General features: G+C 62.0%; 13 protein-coding genes. 6 read left to right on the top strand and 7 right to left on the bottom strand.

The genetic code is table 11. The features are described 5' to 3' along the window. Positions 1-4: 4 nt before the first annotated feature. The 4 genes from ACVI9W_RS10735 (at position 5) to ACVI9W_RS10720 (ending at position 3,795) form a co-directional block, all read left to right on the top strand. The gene (locus ACVI9W_RS10735; RefSeq protein ID WP_461529978.1) at positions 5-1,423 is read left to right on the top strand and encodes an FAD-dependent oxidoreductase; all 1,419 of its coding nucleotides are present in this window, start codon (positions 5-7) and stop codon (positions 1,421-1,423) included. Positions 1,424-1,600: 177 nt separating this feature from the next. Beyond that, the gene (gene hemE, locus ACVI9W_RS10730; protein ID WP_461529977.1) at positions 1,601-2,665 is read left to right on the top strand and encodes a uroporphyrinogen decarboxylase; all 1,065 of its coding nucleotides are present in this window, start codon (positions 1,601-1,603) and stop codon (positions 2,663-2,665) included. Between the two features lie 185 nt (positions 2,666-2,850). After that, complete coding sequence (locus ACVI9W_RS10725; protein WP_461529976.1) at positions 2,851-3,387, top strand: cytochrome b; 537 nt, start codon at positions 2,851-2,853, stop codon at positions 3,385-3,387. 60 nt (positions 3,388-3,447) lie between these two features. After that, positions 3,448-3,795, top strand: coding sequence for a YgiW/YdeI family stress tolerance OB fold protein (locus ACVI9W_RS10720; RefSeq protein WP_461529975.1), 348 nt, complete (start codon positions 3,448-3,450; stop codon positions 3,793-3,795). Positions 3,796-3,856: 61 nt separating this feature from the next. Here ACVI9W_RS10720 and ACVI9W_RS10715 read toward each other — a convergent pair whose 3' ends face one another. Next, positions 3,857-5,086: an MFS transporter gene (locus tag ACVI9W_RS10715; protein ID WP_461531819.1), complete on the bottom strand. Its 1,230-nt coding sequence runs from the start codon at positions 5,084-5,086 to the stop codon at positions 3,857-3,859. Between the two features lie 153 nt (positions 5,087-5,239). On the opposite strand from ACVI9W_RS10715, the gene ACVI9W_RS10710 reads away from it, so the two are divergent. Beyond that, complete coding sequence (locus ACVI9W_RS10710; protein WP_038615519.1) at positions 5,240-6,133, top strand: LysR family transcriptional regulator; 894 nt, start codon at positions 5,240-5,242, stop codon at positions 6,131-6,133. 80 nt (positions 6,134-6,213) lie between these two features. Next, entirely contained in the window at positions 6,214-6,987 is a 774-nt protein-coding gene (locus ACVI9W_RS10705; protein ID WP_157194537.1) for a ParA family protein, read from the top strand. Here ACVI9W_RS10705 and trxC read toward each other — a convergent pair. The 6 genes from trxC to betB form a co-directional block, all read right to left on the bottom strand. Then, a complete protein-coding gene (gene trxC, locus ACVI9W_RS10700; RefSeq protein ID WP_038615515.1) occupies positions 6,984-7,418 on the bottom strand; it encodes a thioredoxin TrxC in 435 nt (144 codons plus the stop codon). The two genes, ACVI9W_RS10705 and trxC, sit on opposite strands and share 4 nt — an antisense overlap. Before the next feature lie 126 nt (positions 7,419-7,544). Next, positions 7,545-9,005, bottom strand: coding sequence for a protein adenylyltransferase SelO (gene selO, locus ACVI9W_RS10695; protein WP_461529974.1), 1,461 nt, complete (start codon positions 9,003-9,005; stop codon positions 7,545-7,547). A gap of 58 nt (positions 9,006-9,063) precedes the next feature. Next, on the bottom strand, positions 9,064-12,417 hold the full coding sequence (mscK, locus tag ACVI9W_RS10690; RefSeq protein WP_461529973.1) for a mechanosensitive channel MscK: 3,354 nt from the start codon (positions 12,415-12,417) through the stop codon (positions 9,064-9,066). Between the two features lie 39 nt (positions 12,418-12,456). Continuing rightward, entirely contained in the window at positions 12,457-14,199 is a 1,743-nt protein-coding gene (locus ACVI9W_RS10685; protein ID WP_461529972.1) for a potassium/proton antiporter, read from the bottom strand. A 233-nt stretch (positions 14,200-14,432) separates the two neighbouring features. After that, positions 14,433-16,130, bottom strand: a complete 1,698-nt coding sequence (gene betA, locus ACVI9W_RS10680; RefSeq protein ID WP_038615507.1) for a choline dehydrogenase — start codon at positions 16,128-16,130, stop codon at positions 14,433-14,435. A 79-nt stretch (positions 16,131-16,209) separates the two neighbouring features. Further along, positions 16,210-17,682 (bottom strand): betaine-aldehyde dehydrogenase, encoded by a 1,473-nt coding sequence (gene betB, locus ACVI9W_RS10675; protein ID WP_461529971.1) that lies wholly within the window; start codon positions 17,680-17,682, stop codon positions 16,210-16,212. Positions 17,683-17,711: the final 29 nt, after the last annotated feature.

Raw genomic sequence — 17,711 nt, 5'->3', positions numbered from 1 at the left:
GAACATGGCTGAACGTCTGAGTAATGACTTCCAGTTCATCGAGGTCGGGCGCAAGGATCCGAAGAAGAAACTGTTGCGTCAACGCAAGAAAGAGTTCGTGGAAATCTACGAGCCCTTCAAACCCCAGCAGTCGGCCGAACAGGCCCACCGCTGCCTGGGCTGCGGCAACCCGTACTGCGAGTGGAAGTGCCCGGTACACAACTTCATCCCCAACTGGTTGAAGCTGGTCTCCGAAGGCAACATCCTCGCGGCCGCGGAGCTGTCGCACCAGACCAACACCCTGCCGGAAGTCTGCGGCCGGGTGTGCCCGCAGGATCGCCTGTGCGAGGGTGCCTGCACCCTCAACGACGGTTTTGGCGCGGTGACCATCGGTTCGGTGGAGAAGTACATCACCGACACCGCCTTTGCCATGGGCTGGCGCCCGGACATGTCCAAGGTCAAGCCGACCGGCAAACGTGTCGCCATCATCGGCGCCGGTCCGGCCGGCCTGGGCTGTGCCGACGTGCTGGTGCGCGGCGGGGTGACCCCGGTGGTGTTCGACCGCAACCCGGAAATTGGTGGTTTGCTGACCTTCGGCATCCCCGAGTTCAAGCTGGAAAAGACCGTGCTGAGCAATCGCCGCGAAGTCTTCACCGGCATGGGTATCGAGTTCCGCCTCAACACCGAGGTGGGCAAGGACATCAGCATGGAACAACTGCTCGAAGAGTTCGATGCAGTGTTCATGGGCATGGGCACTTACACCTACATGAAGGGCGGCTTCCCGGGTGAAGACCTGCCTGGCGTGCACGATGCCCTGGATTTCCTGGTGGCCAACGTCAACCGCAACCTGGGCTTTGAAAAGTCGCCGGAAGATTTCGTCGACATGAAGGGCAAGAAGGTCGTGGTACTCGGTGGTGGCGACACGGCGATGGACTGCAACCGCACCTCGATCCGCCAGGGCGCCAAGGCGGTGACCTGTGCCTACCGTCGTGACGAAGCGAACATGCCGGGCTCGCGCAAAGAGGTGAAGAACGCCAAGGAAGAAGGCGTGAAGTTCCTCTACAACCGCCAGCCGATCGCGATTGTCGGTGAAGACAAGGTTGAGGGCGTGAAGGTGGTCGAGACCCGTCTCGGCGAACCGGATGCCCGTGGCCGTCGCAGCCCCGAGCCGATTCCGGGCTCCGAAGAGATCATCCCGGCTGATGCCGTGGTTATCGCCTTCGGTTTCCGTCCGAGCCCGGCTCCGTGGTTCGAGCAGTTCAGCATCCAGACCGACAGCCAGGGTCGCGTTGTGGCACCGGAGAAGAACACCTTCAAGCACCAGACCAGCAATCCGAAGATCTTCGCCGGTGGCGATATGGTTCGTGGTTCTGACCTGGTGGTGACGGCGATCTTTGAAGGGCGTAATGCTGCCGAGGGGATCATGGATTACCTGGAGGTCTGACAAGCCTTTTCGCGGGGCAAGCCCGCTCCCACAGCCCTGTGGGAGCGGGCTTGCCCCGCGATGAATTCAACAAATCTATTGATCTGTCACAAGTCGATAGACAAAAGGCACGGTACTTACCGTGCCTTTTCCGTTGGTGTCTGAGAAAATGCCCGCACTTTTTTTCCGGATGCCGACATGACTGCCTTGAAGAACGATCGTTTTCTGCGCGCCCTGCTCAAGCAACCTGTAGACGTTACCCCAGTGTGGATGATGCGCCAGGCCGGCCGCTATCTGCCGGAGTACCGCGCCAGCCGCGCCAAGGCCGGTGACTTCATGAGCCTGTGCATGAACCCGCAGTTCGCCTGCGAGGTCACGATGCAGCCGCTGGACCGCTACCCGCTGGACGCCGCGATCCTGTTCTCCGACATTCTCACCATCCCCGACGCCATGGGCCAGGGCCTGTACTTCGAAACCGGCGAAGGCCCGCGTTTCAAGAAGGTCATCAGCACCCTGGCCGACATCGAAGCGCTGCCGATCCCTGATCCGCAGAAAGACCTCGGCTACGTGATGGACGCGGTCAGCACCATCCGCCGCGAGCTCAACGGCCGAGTGCCGCTGATCGGTTTCTCCGGCAGCCCCTGGACCCTGGCCACCTACATGGTCGAAGGCGGCTCGTCGAAAGACTTCCGCAAGACCAAGGCCATGCTCTACGACAACCCTCAAGCCATGCACCTGCTGCTCGACAAGCTGGCGCAGTCGGTCATCAGCTATCTCAACGGTCAGATCCTCGCCGGTGCGCAAGCCGTGCAGATCTTCGACACCTGGGGTGGCAACCTGTCGGCAGCGGCCTACCAGGAGTTCTCCCTGGCCTATATGCGCAAGATCGTCAGCGGTCTGATTCGCGAGCATGAAGGACGCAAGGTACCGGTCATCCTGTTCACCAAGAATGGTGGCCTGTGGCTGGAAAGCATCGCTGACGCCGGCGCCGACGCGCTGGGCCTGGACTGGACCTGCGACATCGGCGAAGCCCGTCAGCGTGTCGGCAACAAGGTCGCCCTGCAGGGCAACATGGACCCGACCGTGCTCTACGCCAAGCCTGAAGCCATCCGTGCCGAAGTCGGGCGCATCCTGGCCAGCTATGGCCATGGCACCGGTCATGTCTTCAACCTCGGCCACGGCATTACTCCGGAAGTCGATCCGGAGCATGCTGGCGCGTTCATCAACGCCGTGCACGAGTTGTCGGCGCAGTATCACGTCTGAGAGCAAGTGATGTAAGAAAACGCCCGACTGTGTGTCGGGCGTTTTTGTTTGTGCGCCGAAAAGGCAAGCGCTTTGGGGATTTGCAGGGCTTGGGGGAAATCGCTCCGGCTGGGTCGGTTTGACGATTCCCATACCCTCTTGTTCATCCGCCGGTGGCGGCTCAGGAGCGAGAGGGCGAGTCATTCATGCAATATGATTTTCAGGCGTGTACACAGCGTTATCCGGGGATGCAGGTGCTGCTGCACTGGCTGTCGGCCGGGGTCATCCTATGGACCCTGCTTAGCGCTGGCTATGTACTGCTGTTTGCAATGCATACCCCGTTGGGCCAGGCGATTGCCGACTTCAATGTGGCGCTGACCACGTTGTTCATTCCGCTGTTCGTGATGCGCTGCTGGTTGCGTTGGGCGGCCCCACCAAGGGTAGGGGAGCCAGCTGGACTGGCGCGTATCGTCCATCTTCTGCTGTATGGCGTAACCGCGTTGGTGCTGCTGACTGGCGTGCTGATGATGGCGCGGCCCATCGATCTGTTCGGTTGGGTACAGATTCCGCAACTCCTGCACGCGCCTGAATGGTTGGAAGGGTTCAACCTGCTGCACCGGCTTTCCTCGCTTGTGCTGGCGTTGTTGGTTGCGGGGCATATCCTGGCGGTCATCTGGCATGAGTGTTCCGGTCGCCGGGTGCTGCGGCGTATGCAGATCAACATCAAGGGCTGGGGCGATTAAGTTTGAATTCAGTTGCGATGGTTATGCTGGGCCCATCAAAACTTGAAATGGACAAGACTCATGAAAACCCGCTACCTCGCTCTGCTGCTTGCCCCGTTGTTCAGCACCGCTGCTCTGGCAGCCGGTTATACCGGTCCAGGTGCTCAGCCGGTGACTACCGTCTCTGCAGCCAACGATGCTGCCGATGACACCCCGGTGGTGCTGCAAGGCTTCGTGGTGAAGAAGCTGAACAACGATGACAAGTTCGAATTCAAGGACAGCACTGGCACCATCACTGTCGAAATCGACAAGGAAGACATGCCGCCAGTGGCCTTCAATGACAAGACCAAGGTCAAGCTGACCGGTGAAGTCGAGAAGCACTTGATGAGCCGTGAAGTGGATGTTGATCTGGTTGAGGTAGTTAACTAATAGAGCATCGCGGGGCAAGCCCGCTCCCACCGGTGGGAGCGGGCTTGCCCCGCGATGGCATTCAGGCTTTGACCGGCAACCGGCTCAAGTGCAGTGCCACCAGCAACGCCACCACCAGCAAGCTGCCAATGAACAGCCCGATCCCGTTCCATCCGCCCTGGTGCCAGAACACCCCACCGGCCGTCCCGGCCACACTCGATCCCGCGTAGTAACTGAACAGGTACAACGATGACGCCTGGCCTTTGGCTTTGGTCGCGCGCCGGCCAATCCAGCTACTGGCCACCGAGTGCGCGCCGAAGAAGCCGAAGGTGAACACCAGCATGCCGATGATCACCAGCGGCAAAGGGCTGAACAGGGTCATCAGCAAACCGCTGAACATCAGCAGGATGGTGCCCCAGAACACTTTGCGCCGCCCCAGTTTGTCGGCCAGGGCACCGATCTGCGCCGAGCTGTAGATGCCCGACAGGTACACCACCGACAGCAAGCCGACCAACGCCTGGCTCATGTGATAAGGCTCGGCCAGCAGGCGATAGCCGATGTAGTTGAACAGGGTGACGAAGGCGCCCATCAGCAGGAAGGCTTCGAGGAACAGCCAGGGCAGCCCGGCATCGCGAAAGTGCAGGGTAAAGCCCTCCAGCAGGCTACGCGGGTGCAGTGAGCGCGGGCGAAAGTTTCGCGACTCGGGCAGCACTTTCCAGAACACTACTGCCGCGATCAGAGCCAGGCTGCCAATCACCAGCAGTGCCGTGTGCCAGCTGACGAAATCGATCAGAACCCCGGTGATCAGGCGACCGCTCATGCCGCCAATGGCGTTGCCACCGATATACAGGCCCATGGCCAGACCAATGTGCTGTGGATGGATCTCTTCGCTCAGATACGTCATCGCCACGGCCGCCAGACCGCTCAGCGACAGCCCCAGCAGCGCACGGGTCAGCAGCACGCCGTGCCAGCTGGGCATTAGCGCACTGACGAGGGTGCACAGGGCCGCGCAGAACAGGGCAAACACCATCACCGGCTTGCGCCCGATGCGATCCGAGATGGGCCCGGTGATCAGCAGGCCGACCGCCAGCATGCCGGTCGAGACCGAGAGAATCAGGCTGCTTTGCGCAGCGCTGATGGAGAATTCCTGGGACAGCAGCGGCATCATCGGCTGCACGCAGTAGAGCAGGGCAAAGGTGGCAAAGCCGCCGCAGAACAGCGCCAGTACGGTACGCAAAAAGGCCGGGGTGCCCTTTTCGATCCAGCGTTCGTTCAGGCTTGCGACGATCTCGTCGAGCGGGGCGGGGGGCAGTTCGTGGACGTGTGGAGCAACAGCAGTTTTCACGGATGACCTCGGGGGCGCTACGGCCTGTCAGGCAGTGAAAAAAGCATATAGCTGGCTAATGATCATTTCCAATATATTGTTCGACATGTTTAAGAGGTTTTACGACCTATTGGAGTTGCCATGGAATTGCGCCACCTGCGTTACTTCATTGCTGTCGCCGAAGAGCTGCATTTTGGCCGGGCGGCGCAGAACCTGGGGATTTCTCAACCGCCCTTGAGCCAGCAAATCCAGGCCCTGGAGCAGGAGCTTGGGGCGCGTCTGTTCGAGCGGACCAATCGTCGTGTCGAACTCAGTGAGGCGGGGCGCCTGTTTCTCGAAGAGGCACGACTGGTGCTGGCCCAGGTCGACAAGGCCGCCGATGTCGCCCGCCGGGCGCAGCTGGGTGAGCTGGGCGAGATGAAGATCGGCTTCACCTCATCGGCGCCTTTCAACTCCACGATCCCTAAAGCGATCTACGCCTTTCGCCAACGGTTTCCGGCCGTGCACCTGAATCTCAAGGAGATGAGCAGTCAGGCGGTGGCCGACGCGGTGCTCGATGAAAGTATTGAAGTCGGCCTGATACGGCCCTTGGCTCTGCCGGAAAGCCTGGTGGCCACGGAGTTGTTTCGTGAGCCCTTGGTCGCGGTAATCAACGCTGCGCATCCGCTGGCCCAGGGTAGTGAAGGCGGGTTGTACATGGCGGCGCTGGCCGAGCAGCCGTTCGTGTTCTTTCCGCGCAGTTACGGCAGCGGCCTGTACGCGCAGTTGTTGAGCCTGGCCCGGCAGGCGGGCTTCAGCCCGCACTTTGCCCAGGAGGCCGGCGAGGCGATGACCATCATCGGTTTGGTGTCAGCGGGCCTGGGGGTGTCGGTATTGCCGGCCTCGTTCCAGCGCATGCGCATCGATGGCGTGGTGTACCGCGAACTGCTCGACGAGGGCGCGGACACGGCGGTATGGCTGGTGCAGCGGCGTGAATCGTCGTCGGTGATGGCCGATACCTTTGCAGCATTGCTGTGCGGCAAGCCGATTCATTGATTTGAGGGGCTGGATGGTGCTGGCTAAACCGGCGCTGCGCCGACATACTCGGTCATTCCCAGATACACGGAGGTCTTTCCATGCGGCGCGTGGTGTTCAATCAGAAAGGTGGTGTGGGCAAGTCGAGCATTGCCTGCAACCTGGCGGCAGTAAGTGCCAATGAAGGCTATCGAACCTTGCTGATCGACCTGGATGCCCAGGCCAACTCGACCCAGTACCTCACCGGGCTGACCGGCGAGGACATTCCCATGGGCATTGCCGATTTCTTCAAGCAGACCCTGTCATCCGGTCCGTTTGCCAAGAAGAACAAGGTCGATATCTACGAAACCCCCTTCGACAACCTGCATGTGGTGACTGCCACCGCCGAGCTGGCCGACCTGCAGCCCAAGCTTGAGGCCAAGCACAAGATCAACAAGCTGCGCAAACTGCTCGACGAGCTGGAAGAGGACTACGACCGGATCTATCTGGATACCCCGCCAGCCCTGAATTTTTACGCGGTTTCTGCGCTGATCGCTGCTGATCGCGTGTTGATTCCCTTCGATTGCGACAGTTTTTCCCGCCAGGCGCTGTATGGCCTGCTGGCCGAAATCGAAGAACTCAAGGACGACCACAATGAAGACCTGCAAGTCGAAGGCATTGTCGTCAACCAGTTCCAGGCCCGGGCCAGCTTGCCGCAGCAGATGCTCGACGAGCTGCTGGCTGAAGGTCTGCCGGTGCTACCGGTGTACCTCAACAGTTCGGTGAAGATGCGCGAGTCGCACCAGGCCAACCTGCCGTTGATCCACCTGGAGCCCCGGCACAAGCTGACCCAGCAGTTTGTCGAGTTGCACGCACTGCTGGAAGAAAACGCCTAGATCCCCTGGCTGCGTAACCACTCCAGTAGCTGCTGGAGTGGAAATGCACCGCTCTGGCGCGCCACTTCCCTACCGTTCTTGAACAGGATCAGGCTGGGAATCGAACGAATTGCCAGTTGCCCCGCCAGTTGCTGATTGGCCTCGCTGTCCAGCTTGGCCAGGCGGCAGCGCCCGCTCAACTGGCTGGCAGCCTGTTCGAAGATTGGCGCGAAGGACTTGCATGGCCCGCACCAGTCGGCCCAGACGTCGATCAGCAACGGCAGGTCGCCCTTGATCTGGCTGGCGTAGTCGCCTTGCTTGAGGTCGAAGGGCTTGCTCAGTAGCACCGGGTTTTTGCAGCGGCCGCATTTTGGCGTATCGCCGAGGCGCTCAGCGGGGATGCGGTTCAGGCCGTTGCAGTGCGGGCAGGGTATTAGCAGTGGATCGGTCATCGGTACTCCAGGATTTGGCTGTGGGGCGGCTGTCTGTGGGAGCGGGCTTGCCCCGCGATTGCGGTTTGTCAGTTACAGAGCATCGCGGGGCAAGCCAGCTCCCACAACAAGCCCGCTCCTACCGGGTCAGGACGAGCAACTGATCTCCAGATGCTTGCCCCACTCCGGCGGTCGTTCGGCATAGGCCTGCATTCCCGGCTGCTCCTCGAACGGCTTGCACAGCACCTGATGCAGGCGCCGCACTTCTTCGTAGTCACCGCCTTCAGCGGCCTCGATGGCGCGCTGGGCCAGATAGTTGCGCAGGATGTACAGCGGATTGACCGCGTGCATACGCTCGCGACGGCCTTCGGCGTTGTCGGGTTCACGAGCGATGCGGGCCAGGTAATCCACGGCCCAGCGGTCGAAACCGGCCAGGTCGACAAAGTCATCGCGCACCACCTGCAGCGCCTGTTCGGCGGGCTGGTCGCCCAGCTTGCGGAAGAACAGGGTGTAATCCACCGCGCCGGGCTGCATCAGTTGCAACAGGCGTTCGATCAGTGCCTTGTCGTTCTCCTCTGCACGCTGCAGGCCCAGGCGTCGGCGCATCAGGTGCAGGTAATGGGCTTCGTACAGCGGCAGGAACAGCGCCAGGGTTTCTTGCAGCGCCGGGACACTGATGAACGGCGTCAGCGCCTGCGCCAGGGCGCTGAGGTTCCAGTGGGCGATGGGCACCTGGTTGCTGTAGCTGTAGCGGCCTTGGTCATCGGAATGATTGCAGATGAAGTTGGCGTCGAAGTCGTCGAGGAAGGCGAACGGGCCGAAGTCGAAGGTGATGCCGAGGATCGACATGTTGTCGGTGTTCATCACCCCGTGGCAGAAGCCATAGGCTTGCCACAGGGCGATCAGTTCGGCGTTGCGCTCGACGATGCTGCGAAACATCGCCAGGTACGGTTCCGGCTCGGTCTGGCATTCGGGGAAATGCAGTTTCAGCACATGCTCGGCGAGGATGCGTTGCTGCTCGGGCTGGCGGGTGTAGTAGAAATACTCGAAATGCCCGAAGCGCACATGGCTCGGCGCCAGGCGCAGGAGCATCGCCGCGCGCTCCTGGGTTTCACGCCATACCGGTGTGCTTGAGCCGATCACGCACAAGGCGCGGCTGCTGGGGATGCCCAGGGCGTGCAGGGCTTCGCTGGCGAGGAATTCGCGGATCGACGAGCGCAGTACCGCACGGCCGTCGCCCATGCGCGAGTAAGGCGTTTCTCCCGCGCCCTTGAGGTGCAGGTCCCAATGCTCGCCGGCGTCGTTGTAGACCTCGCCCAGCAGCAGGCCGCGGCCATCGCCCAGGCGCGGGTTATAGCCACCGAACTGGTGTCCGGAATAGACCATCGCCCGCGGCTCGGCCTCGCTCCAGAGCTTGTGGCCGCCAAACAGCTCGGCGAACATCGGCGAGTGCGCCTCGGTCGGCTCCAGGTCCAGCAGGGCCATGGCGGCCTCGCTGGCCACCACCAGGCGTGGCTCGGCAATCGGGTCAGGTAGCACCGAGGTAGAAAAGGCGTCGCCGAGGCGGGCAAAACGGTTGTCGAAGGTCAGTTCGTCGAGGGCTTTCAACGGCCATCTCCTGCAGAATATCCGATCATTCTGCAAGGGTATGGCCGTCTACGTCCAGTCAGGCGGTTTTGCCGGGTGCCGCGTCGTTTGGCTTGTGGTCATCGCTCAGCGGCTGAGTCACGGTCTTGTCCAGACTCTCCACCGGGACCATTTTGTATTCCTGGCCCTGCATGTTCTTCAGGTAAACCTCCATCTGCCGGAACGAGATGTTGATCTTCTGCTTCTTGAATTCCTTGTTGATGAAGCGGTTGATCTCATCGAGTACCGGGTTGCGGTCACCGAGGTCGCGCACGTGCATGCGCAGTTCATGGTCCAGGGTGCTTTCACCGAAGTTCAGGAAGTAGACAATCGGCTCCGGCTCCTTGAGCACCCGCGGGTTGTCGTTGGCGGCCTTGAGTAGCAGGGTGCGTACCAGGTCCAGGTCCGAGCCATAGTCGACACCGAGCTTGAGGGTGACGCGGGTGATGGTGTCGGTCAGCGACCAGTTGATCAGTTGCCCGGTGATGAAGGTCTTGTTCGGGACAATGATGTCCTTGCGGTCGAAGTCGGTAATGGTCGTGGCGCGGATACGGATCTTGCTCACCGTGCCGGACAGGTTGCCGATGGTGATGGTGTCGCCGATCCGTACCGGACGCTCGAACAGGATCATGATGCCGGAGATGAAGTTGGCGAAGATCTCCTGCATGCCGAAGCCCAGGCCCACCGACAGTGCGGCCACCAGCCACTGCAGTTTGTCCCAGCTGACGCCGAGGGCCGAGAGCGTGGAGACGAAGCCGACCCCGGCAATCACATAGGACAGCAGCGTGGTGGTGGCGTAGGCGCTGCCCTGGGCCAGGTTCAGGCGCGACAGCACCAGTACTTCGAGCAGGCCCGGCAAGTTGCGCGCCAGCGCGAAGGTAATGCCGATGATCACCAGGGCGCCGAGCATGTCGCTGAGGCTGATCGGCACCATGCTCATGGCCGCGCCGGTGCCGCTGGTGTACTCGTACAGGGTGATATTGTCGAGGTAGGCCACCACGCTGATCAGGTCGGACCAGACCCAGTACAGCGCACCGATGAAGCCGCCGAGCAGGGCCAGGCGGATCAGGCGCAGGGACTGCTGGTTGACCTGTTCGATGTCGAGGGTCGGCTCTTCGACAATCACTTCGCCATCGAGGCCTTCCTTGGTGGTCGCCTGACGCTTGCTCAGCGCCCGCTGGTAAGCCAGGCGCCGGGCGGCAACGGCCAGACCACGAACGAACGCGGCCTCGATCACCAGCCAGAACATCAGCAGGTAGAGGGTGTCGATCAGGCGGTCGGTGAGCTTCAGCGCGGTGTAGTAGTAACCGAAGCACACGGCGATGAACAAGGCGACCGGCAAGGCAGTGAAAGCTACGCCCACAGCCTGGCGGAACAGTGAGGTGTTGCGGTGCGCCGGGCTGCTGAGTAGCAGGCGGCTGAGCAGCCAGGTCATCAGGGCATAGCAGGTCAGCACCACGCCAATGCCGAGCACGTCGTCGGCCAGCGCCGAGGGCTGATGTTCTGCCACCGCGACAACGCCGACCAGCGCCAGTACCACTGCACCCAGACGGCGAATCCAGCGGCGCAGGAACTCGACTTGCGGCTTGTCCCAGCGGAAATGCAGTTCAGCCACGCCGCCTGGCGCCAGTATCCGGTACGCGGTGTAGAACACCAGCCAGGCCTGGGCGATCTGAAACAGCGCGGCGCCGAGGTTGGCGTTCTGCCCGCGGGCATCGATCTGCAGGGCCAGGCCGCAGAGGGCCAGGCCCAGGCTCAGGGGCATGGCCAGGAGAATGTTGATCAGAATGGCCTGAGGCGTGTGCCACTGGCTGTCACGCTTGAAGTGGCCGACGTCCTGGTGAACCTTGTTCAATCGGCCATACAGGTACTTGCGCCGCCACAGCAGGGCGCCGATCAACAGCAGCAAGGGCAGGAACAGCAGCGGGCGCTGGGTCAGGCCGTCGCCGAGCTCCTTGATTCCGGAACCCCAGGGCAGGCTGATCAGTTGCTTTTTCAGGCGCTCAGGCACCGTACCCAGCCATTCCAGGTCCAGTGGCTTGTTGCTCGGGATCCAGAACATCTGCTCGTCGAGGGTGGTGCGCAAGCTCTGCGAGGTACTCAGCAGCTGCTTCTGGTTCAGTTGCAGGGTGATGGATTCGTTGAGCAGGGCGCTCAGTTCGCGATTGAGTCGTTCAAGCAGATCACTACGGGTGATTGCCACTTCCAGCAAGGCTTTACGCAGTTGCGGGGTGGCGTTTTCCTGAGGCTGATTGGCAAGCAGTTTGTCGACGTAGCTGCTCGGGCTGGTGATCTGCTCGCGCTGCTGGTTGATCTCGAACTGGTACAGGCGGATATCGGCGATCTGGTCGGCGAGGTTGCGGTCGACCTTCAGGTGCGGCAGCGCCTGTTTCTGCTTGTAGAGGATCTTCGACAGCAACAGGCTGCCCTTGAGCACACTGATCTGCTCATCCAGGGCCTGGTCGGCCTGGGTCAGGCTGTCCAGTTGCTGTTTGGTCTTGAGGTTCTGCTGGGTCAGCTCGTTGAGGCGGTCGGTGCTGCGCAGCAGGTAATCGGAGAGCTTCAGGTTGGCGGCGCTTTCGGTGGCCAGCAAGGTGCTGCCGCCGGCCTTTTGCGCTTCGATGGACTGCTCGGTAACGGTCTGTTGCGACTGGGCCAGGCGCTTCTGGTTGATCAGCGTCTGCATGTCCTGGATTTCTTGTTCCAGGCGTGTGGCACGCTCGATCAGCAGGTCGTGCTGACTGTTGCCCAGGTCTTGCAGCAGGCTGTTGCCGGCCAGTTCCTGGCGGCGCAGCAGGGTCACGGCGTTGATCGCCGCCAGTTCGGCGTTGAGCTGGTTGCGCAGGTCGGCGGTCAGCGGTTTACCGCCATCCTTGCCGAGCTTGAGGCTGGTGTTGATCTGCTGGGCGCGGGTCTGGTTGGCGCTGATTTCAGCCTGGGCCCGCTCCGGACGGGTCTGCGAGGTAATGGTCAGGCTGTTGGCTTCAGACAGGGCTTTCTGCAGTTCGCCTTGCTCGGTGGTGCGCTCGGCCAGCAACTGTTCCAGCTGCGGTACGCTCAGCGCGGCATAGCGCTGGGCGACGGCGACCACCTTGCTGTCATTGAGTTTGAGCAGCTCGCGCTGGTTCTCGCTGGTCTGGCGCGGCGCATCGCTGAGCTGCTGCTTGAGGGCGACGAGCTTTTTCTCGCTGTCTTCCTTGGTACTGAGGAAAGTCAGGGTCTGTTCGAGAACCTGCTGCAGAGCCTTTTGCTCGGCTTCCGGCAGTTTGCGCTCGGCGATCTTGTCCAGGCTGTGTTGGATGGACGCACGGGTTGGCGGTTCTGCCGCCCAGGCGTAGGAGAGTGACAGACACAGCCCGAGCAGGGCTGCGCATATGGAGGTGCGCAGAGACATAGGCAGAAAATTCTTGCAACCAGGGGCGAAGTTTTGAGTTTAAAGGAACAAGCCGGGGCCCGGTCGAGTTCCTTCGGGGAATTTGACGCCCACTTTGCTGATCTTGTTCCCCTCCATCACAGCCACCGTCCACAGGGTGTTGTTCCAATCGATCTGGTCACCGACCACCGGCGCACCCCCAACCTTCTGGGCGATGAAGCGGCTGAGCGGCATATGCGGGTCCTGGCCGTCGAGCTGCAAACCGTACAATGCCGCTACAGCCCCCAGTTCTGCGTCACCTTCGAGCACGAAGTCACCAAAGAAGCGCAAATCCAGACCGCGTTGCGGGGCCTGGCTGAACAGCTTGCCGAGGGCCGGCAGGTTGTGTTCGTGGCCGATCACGCACAGCAGATCGTCGACTTCCAGGGTGGTACTTCCCGACGGATGGAGCAGTTGCTGGCCACGAAACAGGGCGGCGATACGCGTGCCTTCGGGCATTTTCAGCTCACGCAGGGCGGCGCCGATGCACCATTTTTCGGCACCGAGGCGGTAGACGAACAGTTCCCACTCGCTGGTGATGTGCACTTCCAGGGCCGAGCGCGAGATCGGCGCCGGGTCGGGTGGCACCGTGACCTTGAGCAGCTTGGCCATCCACGGCAGGCTGGTGCCTTGTACCAGCAGCGAGACCAGGACGATAAAGAACGCCAGGTTGAAGAACAGCTGGGCATCGGGCAGCCCGGCCATCAACGGGAACACCGCGAGAATGATCGGTACCGCGCCGCGCAGGCCGACCCAGGAGATAAAGGCTTTCTCACGGCCGTGGAAGGCCTTGAACGGCAGCAGGCTGGCAATCACCGACAGCGGCCGGGCAAAGATGATCATCCACAGCGCCAGGCCCAGGGCGGGCAGGGCGATCGGCAGCAGGTCATGCGGGGTGACCAGCAGGCCGAGGACCAGGAACATGCCGATCTGTGCCAGCCAGGCCATGCCGTCGAGCATGTGCAGAATGCCGTGGCGGCTGCGGATCGGCCGGTTGCCCAGCACCAGGCCGCACAGGTACACGGCGAGGAAGCCGCTGCCGTGCAAGGCGTTGGTCAGGGAGAACACCACCAGGCCACCGGCAATCACCAGGATCGGATAGAGGCCGCCCGCCAGGTTGATGCGGTTGACCAGCTGCAGCATCAGCCAGCCGCCACCGAGGCCCATCAGGCCGCCGATACCGAACTCGCGCAGCAGGTGGGTGAGCAGGCTCCAGTGCAGGCCGGTCTGGCCGCTGGCGATCATGTCGATGAGCGTGACGGTAAGGAACACCGCCATCGGGTCGTTGCTGCCCGATTCGATCTCCAGGGTCGCGGTTACCCGTTCGTTCAGGCCTTTGCCGCCGAGTAGCGAGAACACCGCTGCGGCGTCGGTGGAGCCGACAATGGCACCGATCAGCAGGCCCTGGATCAGGCTCAGGTTGAACAGCCAGGCGGCGACCATGCCGGTGAGTCCGGTGGTGATCAGCACGCCGACCGTGGCCAGCGATAACGCCGGCCACAGGGCCACGCGGAAACTCGCCACGCGCGTGCGCAAGCCGCCGTCGAGGAGGATCACCGCCAGCGCCAGGTTGCCCACCAGGTAGGCGGTCGGGTAGTTGTTGAAGATGATGCCGCCGCCATCCACGCCGGCGAGCATGCCGACGGCGAGGATGATGACCAGGATCGGGATGCCCAGCCGCGATGACAGTGAGCTGACCAGGATACTTGCACCTACCAGCAATGCGCCGATCAAGAACAGGCTATTGATGGTGGACGCATCCAAAGGCAGTACTCCGGGGCAAAGCAGGAAGGGGGCGGTTTGCTGTGGATAAGCAGGTCGCGTGCCAAGGATTCTAACCTGAGGAGTTGGCGGGCTGTAAAGGGTTAATCGCAGGCACAAAAAAGGCACCCATCGGGTGCCTGATTTGTGTTGCTTTGGCGGGCCTTATCACGGGGCAAGCCCGCTCCCACAGGTTAAACACAACCACGGTGGGAGCGGGCTTGCCCCGCGATGCATCAGGCCTGCTTCACTTCACGCATCGCTTTGCCTTTGACCGGTGCGTCATTGGCAACGTAGTACTTGGCAGTGCTACGCGGCAACGGCTGGCGGCCACGGATCTTGTCGGAGATTTTCTCGGCGATCATGATCGTGGTGGCGTTGAGGTTGCCGGTGATGATGATCGGCATGATCGAGGCATCGACCACACGCAGACCCTGCATGCCATGCACGCGACCCTGGCCATCGACCACCGCCATGTCGTCGGTACCCATCTTGCACGAGCAGGACGGGTGGAACGCGGTTTCGGCGTGCTCGCGGATGAACGTGTCCAGTTCTTCGTCGGTCTGCACATCGGCACCCGGGCTGATCTCGCGACCACGGTAAGGGTCCAGCGCCGGCTGGGCCATGATTTCGCGGGTCAGGCGGATGCCGTCACGGAATTCCTGCCAGTCCTGCTCGGTAGCCATGTAGTTGAACAGGATGCTCGGGTGCTGGCGCGGGTCTTTCGACTTGGCCTGGATACGGCCGCGGCTAGGCGAACGCATCGAACCCATGTGCGCCTGGAAGCCGTGTTCCTGTACGCCGTTGCTGCCGTTGTAGTTAATCGCAACCGGCAGGAAGTGGTACTGGATGTTCGGCCATTTGAATTCTGGACGGGTACGGATGAAACCACCGGCCTCGAACTGGTTGCTGGCGCCGATACCGGTACCGTTGAACAGCCACTCGGCACCGATGGCCGGCTGGTTGTACCAGAGCAGCGACGGGTACAGGGAGACCGGCTGGGTGCAGGCGTACTGTAGGTACAGTTCCAGGTGGTCCTGGAGGTTTTCGCCGACGCCCGGCAGGTCGTGGACCACCGGAATGTCGAGGCTTTTCAGCAGTTCGGCCGGGCCGACACCGGAGCGTTGCAGCAGTTGCGGCGAGGCAATGGCGCCGCTGCAGACGATGACTTCTTTGCGTGCACGGGCTTCCACGCGCTCTTCGCTGGCGCCGACCAGGTAGGTCACGCCAATGGCTCGCTTGCCGTCGAACACGACGCGATCGGTCAGGGCGTGGGTGACGATGGTCAGGGTCGAGCGCTTCTTGGCGGTGTCCAGGTAGCCGCGGGCGGTGCTGGAGCGACGGCCTTTAGGCGTCACGGTACGGTCCATCGGACCGAAGCCTTCCTGCTGGTAGCCGTTGAGGTCTTCGGTGCGCGGGTAACCGGCCTGCACGCCGGCTTCGACCATGGCGTGGAACAGCGGGTTGTTGCCGGCTTTCGGCGTGGTCACGCTGACCGGGCCTTCGCCACCGTGGTAGTCGTTCGCGCCGATGTCGCGGGTTTCCGCTTTGCGGAAGTACGGCAGGCAGTCCAGGTAGGTCCAGTCCTGCAGGCCTGGCAGTTCTGCCCAGCCGTCGAAGTCCATGGCGTTGCCACGGATGTAGCACATGCCGTTGATCAGCGACGAACCACCCAGGCCCTTGCCGCGACCGCATTCCATCCGGCGGCCGTCCATGTGCGGCTCGGGATCGGTCTCGTAAGCCCAGTTGTAGCGGCGACCCTGCAGCGGGAAGGCCAGGGCAGCTGGCATCTGGGTGCGGAAGTCGGCGCGGTAGTCCGGGCCACCGGCTTCCAGCAGCAGGACGGTAACGCCTTCGTCTTCGGTCAGGCGGGTCGCCAGGGTGTTACCGGCAGAGCCGGCACCGACGATGATGTAATCGAATTCATGGGACATTTCTGTTCCCTCATTTTGGCAGTAGACAGGAAAGCGGGGGCGCCCGGGCTTTGCGGACCGGGCGCGGCTACAGGGGTGCTTAGAACACCGAGTTGTAGTTGCCCAGCTCGACCTGTACCGACTTGATGCGAGTGTACTGAGCCAGCGAGCTCACGCCGTTTTCACGGCCGACACCGGACTGCTTGTAGCCGCCAACCGGCATTTCAGCAGGCGATTCGCCCCAGGCGTTGATCCAGCAGATACCGGCTTCCAGCTGGTGGATGATGCGGTGGGCGCGGCTGATGTCGTTGGTGCAGACGCCAGCGGCCAGGCCGTACTCGGTATCGTTGGCGCGACGGATGACTTCTTCCTCGGTTTCGTAGGAAAGAATGCTCATCACTGGGCCGAAGATTTCTTCCTTGACGATGGTCATGTCGTCACGGCAGTCGGTGAACACGGTTGGTGCCACGAACGCGCCCTTGGCGAATTCACCGTCGGTCAGACGCTCGCCGCCACACAGAACGCGTGCGCCTTCTTCCTTGCCTTTGGCGATGTAGCCCAGCACGCTTTCCATGTGGGCGAAGCTGACCAGCGGGCCGAAGTTGGTGTTTTCGTCTTCAGGGTTGCCAACGCGGATACGGGCAACGCGCTCGGCGATCTTGGCTTCGAAGGCCGCTTTCATCGAGGCAGGGACGAATACGCGGGTGCCGTTGGTGCAGACCTGACCCGAGCTGTAGAAGTTGGCCATCATGGCGATGTCGGCGGCGCGATCGAGGTCGGCGTCTTCGCAGATGATCAGTGGCGACTTGCCGCCCAGTTCCATGGTGACTTCCTTGAGCGAGGAGCTCGAGGCGCTGGCCATGACTTTCTTGCCGGTGGTGGTGCCGCCGGTAAAGGAAACTTTCTCGATGCGCGGGTGCTCGGTCAGCCAGGTGCCGACTTCACGGCCGCTGCCGGTCAGAACGTTGAATACGCCGTCTGGCAGGCCGGCTTCGGTGTAGATTTCGGCCAGTTTCAGGGTGGTCAGCGAGGTGACTTCCGACGGCTTGAAGATCATCGCGTTACCGGCCGCGAGGGCGGGTGCGGATTTCCACAGGGCGATCTGGATCGGGTAGTTCCAGGCGCCGATACCGACGGTCACGCCCAGCGGCTCGCGGCGGGTGTAGACGAACGAGCTGTCGCGCAGCGGGATCTGCTCGCCTTCGATGGCTGGCACCAGGCCTGCGTAGTATTCCAGTACGTCAGCGCCGGTGACGATGTCGACGTAGCGGGTTTCCGAGTAGGACTTGCCGGTGTCCAGGGTTTCCAGGGCCGCCAGCTCATCGTTGCGCTCGCGCAGGATGTCGACGGCACGGCGCAGGATGCGCGAACGCTGCATGGCGGTCATCGCCGCCCAGACTTTCTGGCCACGCTCGGCGCTTTCTACTGCGCGCTCGACGTCTGCTTGAGTGGCACGTTGCACCTGAGCGAGGACTTCGCCGTTGGCCGGGTTGATGGCGTCGAAGGTAGCGTCGCTGGAAGCGTCGACATAACCACCATCAATGTAGAGTTTTTGCAGTTCGAAACGGGCCATAGTGTCCTCGCAAGTGCATTGTGTTTTTG

It is taken from the genome of Pseudomonas sp. 210_17 TE3656 (assembly GCF_054821965.1).
Note: the sequence above shows the minus strand (reverse complement) of the source record. Positions and strands in the feature narration are given on the sequence as shown.

Bases quoted from the DNA above. Each gene is read 5' to 3' on its own strand.
- ACVI9W_RS10735 (WP_461529978.1), top strand. From the start codon at position 5: ATGGCTGAACGTCTGAGTAATGACTTCCAGTTCATCGAGGTCGGGCGC.
- hemE (WP_461529977.1), top strand. From the start codon at position 1,601: ATGACTGCCTTGAAGAACGATCGTTTTCTGCGCGCCCTGCTCAAGCAA.
- ACVI9W_RS10725 (WP_461529976.1), top strand. From the start codon at position 2,851: ATGCAATATGATTTTCAGGCGTGTACACAGCGTTATCCGGGGATGCAG.
- ACVI9W_RS10720 (WP_461529975.1), top strand. From the start codon at position 3,448: ATGAAAACCCGCTACCTCGCTCTGCTGCTTGCCCCGTTGTTCAGCACC.
- ACVI9W_RS10710 (WP_038615519.1), top strand. From the start codon at position 5,240: ATGGAATTGCGCCACCTGCGTTACTTCATTGCTGTCGCCGAAGAGCTG.
- ACVI9W_RS10705 (WP_157194537.1), top strand. From the start codon at position 6,214: ATGCGGCGCGTGGTGTTCAATCAGAAAGGTGGTGTGGGCAAGTCGAGC.
- trxC (WP_038615515.1), bottom strand. From the start codon at position 7,418: ATGACCGATCCACTGCTAATACCCTGCCCGCACTGCAACGGCCTGAAC.
- mscK (WP_461529973.1), bottom strand. From the start codon at position 12,417: ATGTCTCTGCGCACCTCCATATGCGCAGCCCTGCTCGGGCTGTGTCTG.
- betA (WP_038615507.1), bottom strand. From the start codon at position 16,130: ATGTCCCATGAATTCGATTACATCATCGTCGGTGCCGGCTCTGCCGGT.
- betB (WP_461529971.1), bottom strand. From the start codon at position 17,682: ATGGCCCGTTTCGAACTGCAAAAACTCTACATTGATGGTGGTTATGTC.